This window comes from uncultured Tessaracoccus sp., assembly GCF_947255005.1.
Taxonomy (GTDB): domain Bacteria; phylum Actinomycetota; class Actinomycetes; order Propionibacteriales; family Propionibacteriaceae; genus Arachnia.
Genome location: NZ_CAMYFI010000083.1, coordinates 1 through 7908 on the forward strand (window position 1 = coordinate 1; position 7908 = coordinate 7908).

10 protein-coding genes are annotated in these 7908 nt (G+C 64.9%); all 10 read right to left on the minus strand.

The features are described 5' to 3' along the window. On the minus strand, positions 1-548 hold a 548-nt coding region (locus tag Q0X61_RS11950; protein ID WP_297742944.1), incomplete at its 3' end, for a recombinase family protein. After that, on the minus strand, positions 545-1624 hold the full coding sequence (locus tag Q0X61_RS11955) for a zeta toxin family protein (RefSeq protein WP_297742946.1): 1080 nt from the start codon (positions 1622-1624) through the stop codon (positions 545-547). The genes Q0X61_RS11955 and Q0X61_RS11950, both read right to left, overlap by 4 nt. Further along, the gene (locus Q0X61_RS11960; RefSeq protein ID WP_297742948.1) at positions 1621-2076 is read right to left on the minus strand and encodes a hypothetical protein; all 456 of its coding nucleotides are present in this window, start codon (positions 2074-2076) and stop codon (positions 1621-1623) included. The genes Q0X61_RS11955 and Q0X61_RS11960 overlap by 4 nt, the downstream gene beginning before the upstream one ends. A 194-nt stretch (positions 2077-2270) precedes the next feature. Continuing rightward, a complete protein-coding gene (locus Q0X61_RS11965) occupies positions 2271-2606 on the minus strand; it encodes a DUF192 domain-containing protein (protein ID WP_297742949.1) in 336 nt (111 codons plus the stop codon). Positions 2607-2612: 6 nt separating this feature from the next. Then, on the minus strand, positions 2613-2993 hold the full coding sequence (locus Q0X61_RS11970) for a ParB family protein (protein ID WP_297742951.1): 381 nt from the start codon (positions 2991-2993) through the stop codon (positions 2613-2615). Beyond that, entirely contained in the window at positions 2990-3787 is a 798-nt protein-coding gene (locus Q0X61_RS11975) for a ParA family protein (protein WP_297742953.1), read from the minus strand. Before Q0X61_RS11975 ends, Q0X61_RS11970 begins: the two co-directional genes overlap by 4 nt. 83 nt (positions 3788-3870) lie before the next feature. Beyond that, positions 3871-4257: a single-stranded DNA-binding protein gene (locus Q0X61_RS11980; protein WP_297742955.1), complete on the minus strand. Its 387-nt coding sequence runs from the start codon at positions 4255-4257 to the stop codon at positions 3871-3873. A gap of 632 nt (positions 4258-4889) precedes the next feature. Beyond that, positions 4890-6848, minus strand: a complete 1959-nt coding sequence (locus Q0X61_RS11985; protein ID WP_297742957.1) for a hypothetical protein — start codon at positions 6846-6848, stop codon at positions 4890-4892. Positions 6849-7024: 176 nt separating this feature from the next. After that, a complete protein-coding gene (locus Q0X61_RS11990) occupies positions 7025-7273 on the minus strand; it encodes a hypothetical protein (protein ID WP_297742959.1) in 249 nt (82 codons plus the stop codon). Between the two features lie 61 nt (positions 7274-7334). Continuing rightward, positions 7335-7908 (minus strand): MinD/ParA family protein (locus tag Q0X61_RS11995; protein WP_367270745.1); only part of this gene is annotated, 574 nt, incomplete at its 5' end.

A 7908-nucleotide genomic window follows, 5' to 3' on the forward strand; every position in this document is an offset into this window, starting at 1 on the left:
GCGCGGCGCAGTGCCCGCGACACACTGGATCTCCCAACACCAAACACATTTGCAATCTGCTCGATGCTCTTTCCTGCGGCGCGCATCTGTTGTGCCGTAGCAACTCGTTGTGGCGTCATCACGGTGGGCCTGCCACCCTGTCTGCCGCGTGCTCGCGCGGCCACCAGACCGGCGTTCGTTCGCTCCCGGATAAGGTCACGCTCGAACTGTGCGAATGCTCCGGCAACATGAAACAACAATCGTCCGGTCGGTGTCGTTGTGTCGATCGCTTCGGAGAGCGAACGGAACTCAACACCTCTATCACCGAGCGCTTGCACTACTTCAATCAGATGAGGCAATGACCGTCCCAGGCGGTCTAGCCTCCATACGGTGAGCGTGTCGCCCTCTCGCAGGTAGTCCAGGGCCGCGTCGAGTTGCGGCCGCGAGGCCTGCGCTCCAGAAGCATGATCAGTGAAAACACGGGCGCAGCCCGCTTGGCGCAGCGCATCGATTTGCGCCTCGGGATTTTGATCCGCTGTTGAGACGCGTGCATAGCCGATGATGCTCATCGCCGTGGGCCTTTCATGGTCGGTCCTTCTCCCCCGCCCGTGTTATTTCTCAGCCGTCGAGTGATCTCATCACTGAGCCGTTCCCGCGTTACCTGCGGCCGATCCTGATCTGAGATGTTGACAGTCCGGTCGGCGGCTACCGCTTTTACTTCTAGCGGCCTACCGGCCCTCTCACGCACTTTCGCAACTTCAAGAACGGGCCGCGCAGCCCGTCCCTCGCGCTGTGATGCCTCATGTTCCTGGGGGCTCGTGTAGTAGCGCTCATAACGTGTCACTACTGGACAAGACGCTGCCAGTTTCTCCGCGACGTCCTGCGATTTTGAACGGCCATGCACAGTCTCAAAGAGAGGGCGAGCGTACGTGCTGGGAACCCATCGGCCACCTAACCCGTCGGCGACTCCGATCTCTGCTTCTCGCATCGCTTCTTGCCACCGCTGTTCAATGCGATCTTCGGATATTTCGAAGGTCACCTCAACGTCAATAACGGTCACCTCGTAGCCTGCGGCCGCGAACTGTTCCCCGATCGTGCGCGCAGTGCCTTCACTGCCCAGTACCGTATCCACGATGACGTTCGTCCGGGTCTCGATCAAATCTTGGCGCAAGGTTTTCGCCAGTTTTGATGATTCTTCATGCACCAGCGAAGCTAATTCGAGCGGATAGAATCGCTCCCCCTGAGCTTCTAGCTCGCGCAGTACCTCGGGCTTGATCCACGATTCATAACTACCATCCGCGATAGCCTCACGTAACAAGAGCTTCTTGAACTCGTCCGCGTCAACGTTCACGTAATGAGCCCGATCGTCGCCCAAAACATCATCTGCCACGCGGCCCTTGCCCGCCCCAGGAGGGCCAGCAAGCACCAAGGCGCGACCCTCCTGCCGCACGTCCTTAGCTCGACTAATCACCTCGGCTTTTATACGCTTGTGGACCTCACGGCGGGCCGCTGTGGGCCTGCCGTCCGGTCGATACCACTCGGGGTTCCTGACGGTCGAATACGGTCCGTTTGTATCAAGTACCCCACCAGGCTTAGAAAGTTCTCGAATAAGCCCGATATGGTGCAGTTGTTCTTCTGGGGTCACGCTCTTTGCCTCAGGTCTGGCAGCTCGTCGAATAGTTCATCGTCGATCAGGCCTCTCCGGAGCGCGCGCTCAAGATCATCGATCGAGCCAGGAACATCAAAGAGCAGATCATCAAACTCGTCGATCGGGCGTTGCTGCGGCACATACTCCCAACGACTCAACTCATCAATGAGCTGTTCACGGCTAATCAGATCGGCCGCATACCGCTCACAAATCTCGTACGGATCAGCCCCAGAGAACCCCTCAACCGGCATCGGAACCGTAGCGGCATTCTTGAGAAGCTTATGCACTGTCGGCTGCGCAACCTCAATCATCTGCGCGATCGCCTTTTGCGTTGCGCCGCCACTCTTCAATCGCATCACGCTACGCTTGTAGTCCAAGTCGCCCATATCTCTGCGGACTCGCGCCTTCTTGGCCGCCACCGCATCAACCGGAATATCCATCACTGTCATGACTTCCACCTCCTATTCTTATTCTACTATAAATATAGCCCCGGCTATACTCTTGATTCGCGAACCTTTGCGTACGCGTTGAACACTCCCCCGGCCTCGAATCCTGACCCGAAACTCATGCCACACAAGTTTCGGTCTTTTTATGTTTCGGTCATAAGTTCTGGTCACCAGTGCCTCGCGGTATCCTGCCGCGTTTATCTCTCTACTTTTTTCGCCCGTAAACGATCGTTACTGGTCCTCGCCGGCCTCGTACAACTCCGGGAACAGCGCCACATCCCCTCGGGGTAGTGCGTTATCGGGTCTCTGGCCAGGGATACGCGGCCGGCGAACGTGAACAGCATGCCGGCGCCCTCAGGTACCTCGGCTCGTCCGCTGAGTCCGGCTCGTTGCTCGGCCGCAGTGTCTGCGACCTCCACCTGGAACTGGCGGGTGCCGACGGTGACGGTCGCCGTCGAGGCGGCCGGCGTGCTTGGTGCGCACCCGGCCAGCAGGCCCAGCAGGGCCACTTTGGCGATGGCGCGCGCCTTCATGGGTTCTTACTCGCCAGCGGCGGCCGCGCCGCCCTGGGGCAGCTCTCGGGCTCCCACGGCGGGGAAGGGCTCGCCGTGGTTGTACTTGGCTTCCAGCTCCTCAACCTTGGCCATAACGGCGTCGTTGACGAACTGGCTCAGGTTCCGGTTGCCCTCTTGCACCATCGTGTGCAGGATCGCTCCTCGCACCCGGTCGGTGTCGGCCGGGTCCTGGTAGAACGACACCTTGTGCCGCCACTTCTTCTTGCCGCTCGTCGACGGTTCCTCGGCCTTGCGCGTGACGGGCGCGGCTGCCGGTGTCGGCTTCGTCTCGGGCGTCTCTGCCGGCGGCGGGGTGACCGGGCTCGATCCGCTCAGTGAGGACTTCCGGGGGGATGGGCGGTTCATGACAGGGCTCCTTCGATGCTGGTCAGGTGGTCGGCGTACAACTGGCCGAGCGCGGTTGCCTCGACACTCCCCCACTCGTCGAGGCCGCGCGCGGCCTCGGTGGCGTCTGCGATGACGACGCGCTTCGGAATCGGCGGGCTGAGCACGCTCAGCCCTCGAGACTCGGCGGCCTGGTGCAGCTCGTCGAGCCAGGTCTTTCCGCTGACGGTGTTCTCCTCGTGCTGGTTGACGATGATGCCCGCCACGCGCAGCTCGGGGTTGTAGTAGCCGCGCACGCCCTCGATGGTGTCGAGCAGCTGGGCGAGGCCGTTGGCGCTCCACAGCTTCGAGTGGGTCACGACAACGACGCCCTGCGCGGCCGTTAGGCCGTTGATCGTGAGCTGGTCGAGCGATGGGGCGCAGTCGATCAGGATCACGTCGTAGTCGCCGGCGACGGCGGCCAGGGCCTCGCGCAGCCGGCCCTCTCGGCCGGCCCCGGCGATCACGAGCTCGTCGCGCACGTAGCCGAGTGTGACTCCCGACGTCGGCACGACGTCGAGGCCGGGCCAGACTCCCGGCACGATCACGTCGCGGATGGTCTCGGGCGCGCGCGCACTGAGCGCGTCGGCCAGTCCTGCCTGATCCTCCCCCACGGGCTCGGCGGCCGTGCCGGACGTCAGATTGCCCTGGGGATCGTTGTCGACCACAAGCACGCGCTGGCCGCGCAGCACCGCGGCGCGGGCCAGGTGAAATGTCGTCGTCGACTTGCCGACGCCGCCCTTCTGGTTGCAGAGGGCGAAGATTTGAGCGGTCACGGTGATACCTCCAATAGTGCCAATAGTACTGTCAGGGGCGCGGTGCCGACGAATCGACTACCGCACCCCTGGGGTCGCTCGGATCAGAACGGCGTGTTTTCGTCGAGCGTTGCGTCGCCTCGGGAGCGCTCGACGGTCACCTTCTGACCGATCAGACTCACGCTCACCTCGTCGGCTCGGACCTCGTGCTGCACGCGGGTGCCCTGCTCCCCCTGCCACTCGGTGACGCGGTAGCGGCCCGCGAACGTGATGCGGATGTTACCGCTCGCCTCGGCGGCGGCGACCAGGTTCACGGCCTGGTTGCCGCTCACCAGGACGTCGTAGGCGATCGCCGGTCCGTCGGCGTAGCTGCCGTCCTCCTGGCGTATGCGGTCGGACACGATGACGCGGGCGTAGGTGTACGGGCGGCGCTCTCCCTCGCGCAGCTCGGGGGTGCCGGCCAGGTTTCCGGTGCGGATGATGTAGCTCATGGGTTCCTCCTTGGGTTGGTGATACTGACCCTAACAGTACTAACAGGGTTGATAGGGGTCAATGGGTCTAGCCGCGCTGCACCTCCAAAGGTCGTCGGCATGTCCAGCCCTTTCGTTCGGTGTTACTCTATTAGCACCAATAGTACTATCAGAGGTGATGATGGTCAAGCATTATGCGGCGGCCACACGGGCGATTTCGTCGGGCCGGAAGCCTGACCAGTGATCCTCGCCGGTGCCGTCCTCGACGACACACACGGGGGCCTCGGAGTATCCCAGCTCCTCGCTGACGTACTCGCGCGCACACAGGGCGCGGGAGCGTCATTGATGACTCGGGTCGAAGGCGGGGCTGCGGCCTGTGTGCGGGCGGTCGTGCGGCCGATGGTGAGGTGGGGGTCCAACTGAGGGGATGTGGGCAGGCCGTGCTGCCGGCCCGGTCGGGCGACGAAGGAGCCTGGCCGGCAGCGCTAGGCTGTCCACATCCCGGTCCGGGTCCCGCTGTCCACCTGTGGGCGGGTCCGGCCCCGGCGCAGCCGGAGCCGTCCACAGGTGCGTCAGGGGGCCTGCAAAGATCGCCCCTGTGAGGCGCTGTGCGAGCTGTCTTGGCGGTGTGTGGGGTCGGGGTTCGCAGACGATCATGCTGCCGCCTGTGGGCGGCCCGAAGGGCCGCCCACAGTTGCCATCGGAGAGCTCTGGTTGCCTTCAATGATGGTGCGGGCGGCGCGGTAGTCGGCGCGGCCGTCGGCTTTGCGGGGGTGGGCGCCGTAGGTGTTAGTTCCGATGCCGGGCAGAAGGGCGAGTTGGCCAGGTCCTGGGCGGTGCTTGGGGTGGAGGCGTTTGGGGGAGCGCATCCAGGTCTCTTCTGCTTGCCACCATGCCCATAGCTCGCGCTCGAGGGCGTAGCGGTGGGCTCGCTGGGTGAGGCGGCCGTCGACGCCCAGGCGTTGTGCTGCGCGATCGCGCTGGTCTGTGCGGCCGCGGCGCCATCCGATGTGATCACGTTGGAGGACGCCGATGGCCGTGAGCGTGGTGAGCACCTGGTTCAGGGCCTCGGGGGATTCTCCGGTCGCTCGGGCGAGCTGAGACAGTGTCTGGGGCTGTGTGGTGGTGTTGGCGTAGAGGTTGCCTGCGTGGGGGCCAAGCCCGGGGGAGGGGGTGAAGAGGTCGTGGGTGGCGTCGTGGAGTCGCTGGGTGAGGGTATGGAGGAGGGTGGTTCTCTCAGCGGCCCCGGCCCCTTCGGGGCGCGGGTCCGCTTGTGACCGGGCACGGTCTGCATCCTTGTGGAAACTGTCGTGGGGGTCGATGGACCAGGTGGCTCCGTGGGGGCCTGTGGCCGCAGCTGCTCGGGTGATCCATCCGTCATCGGCGAGGCGCAGCAGGGCTGTGCGGGCTGTTTCGCGGCCGATGCCGGTCATGAGGGCGAGGCGGCGGATGTCGGCCTCGACGCAGGTCTGGAGGGCCTGGAGGCCGAGGAGGCACAGGGCGTCGAGGATGCGTCGGTCGGCGGGTCCGCCTCCGCGGGTCCATCGTCCAGGGGCGGCGTCGGCGCGGGTCTGGATGTGGCGGACGTGTGCGGCGATCGCGTCGGCGCGTGCATCGAATGTGGGGTCGTCTCCGATTTGGCGGCCGCTGGTGGCCACGTGGCGCACGGCCTTGTCCCATTGGCGGCGCAGGACGCGCTCGGCGTCTGTGCGGGTCCTGGGCCGACGGTCGCCTCGGTCGCGCCAGGTGCGCACGTGCTCCAGGCCAGGGGAGTGGTCTGCGAGGGCTGCGATGTCGGTGTAGCGCCATCTGGCTGAGGCGGCCCCGAGCAGGACCCGCCACAGCACAGCGGAGGCGTCACCGCAGGCGGCGTCCTCGTACAGGGCGGCGGCGCTGGCGGCCGGCAGGGGCCGGCGTGGGCCGGGCAGGTAGAGGCGGCCGTGCTCGTCGACGGGGAGGGGTCGGTGTTGGTCGAGGGTGTGGGTGTGCGCGGTGGCGTCGACGAGTTGGGCCAGGTGCTCGACGAGGGCGATCACCTGTGCTCTGGTGCCGGTCGGTGACGTGAGAGCCCTCGTGTCGCCGGAGAGGACGGTTGAGCATCCGCCGGAGCGGTGCGGGGCACCGGGGGGCCTCACACAACCCGTCGCAGGGTTTGACAGGGGGGCGATGTCGAGGGTCGGGCATAGGTGGCGGGCCAGTCGGGCGAGTGTGGCCACGCTCTCCGGGTCGGCGGGCTCAGCCAGGGCCGTCCAGACGTGGCGGCCGCCGCCGGGACCGGACTCACACACGACGGCGGTCAGTCCGGCGTCGTCGAGGAGTCCGGCGATCGTGTCAGCGTCGCGCGCGGCCGCGGCGGCACTGCCAGTGGTCTTGGCATCCAGGTCGAACGCGAGAAGGCGGAAACAGCGATCGGTATCGGCAAGGTAGACCGCCCACGGCTGGGCAGGCTTATCGTCAGTGATGGCCCGCTGGGAGACATACTGGTTGAGGACCTCGCCGTGGGAGTCGACCGTGGCCACGCGCACAACGGGCCGCGGGCTCACCGCGTGCGTGAACTCCCACGCCACGCCCACGCGCGGCGCATCGCTACGCGCTTCCGATCCTGCTAACATAGAAGCACCTTTCATAGAGGTATCGCCTTGGCTGTGCTTGGGGTTCGGTTCATTGGTCCGTCTCCTTGGTGTGGTCTTTGGTCTCACACCTTCGATCTGTTCTCGTCGTCAAACAGGTCAGATCGGAAGGTGTAAAGCTTTTGGCGTCCCGCCCCACCAGGGGCGGGACGCCTTATTTATTTGTCTAGGTCGTCGAGGGGGAGTTCCCCCTCATCGGGGTCTGGCTGCGGTAGCCACGAGGGCACCCCGCGGCTTGTCAACTCGCTGGCTAGGTGATCGATAACAGCCTCCAAGAACGCACCCGATGACATGCCCGCGTTGCGGGCCATAGCATCGAACTGCTCCTTAGCAGAGCGCTCGATCTGCCATGGTGTGCGCACGGGGTCGACCCGCGTGCCTCGCGGCAGTCTTCGAACGGTTGTCATGAGAGACATATTAGCTGTACCTGTACACGAGCGCCACTATCCTTGTTCCTCGCGTGTCGCGTCACAGTCCTCGCGCGACGGCGGCGGCCGCGCGTAGCCATGCGCGCTGCGTGCTCGGACGCAGGCTGTCCCACTGGAGGATGCCATCGACGATCGCCGGATCGTGGGGAATAGTAACGACCTCTCGGGCCAAGCCAGAGTATCCGTCGACGATGTTGGCGATGTCGGTGGCGCTGGCGCGCGGGTCGGCTTGAGTGACGACGGCGACGGCGTTGGTAGCGAGCTGACGCGAGTGCTCGTCGCGGTTGTGCAGCGCGTCGAGGAGCAGGGCTCCGGCTTCGGCGTGGTCTGCGCGGGTAGTGGTGGGCACGACGATTTGGTCGGCATGCTCGACGGCTTTAAGCCAAACAGGGTCGGATTCGTCGTTGCCAGTGTCGATGAAGATCAGCCGGTAGAATTTCGCGGCGATTTGCCAGATGAGGTTAACGTCATCGGTGGTGACGCGCTGGTCAGCCGCGAGCTGGATCGGTTGGCTGCGTAGCACGTCATATCGATCAACGGTCTGGTGGTGGACGTAATGGGCTAGGTCCGCACTCTGTGCGCCCGTGCCAAGTAGTTGCTCGCCGCGCGGCAGA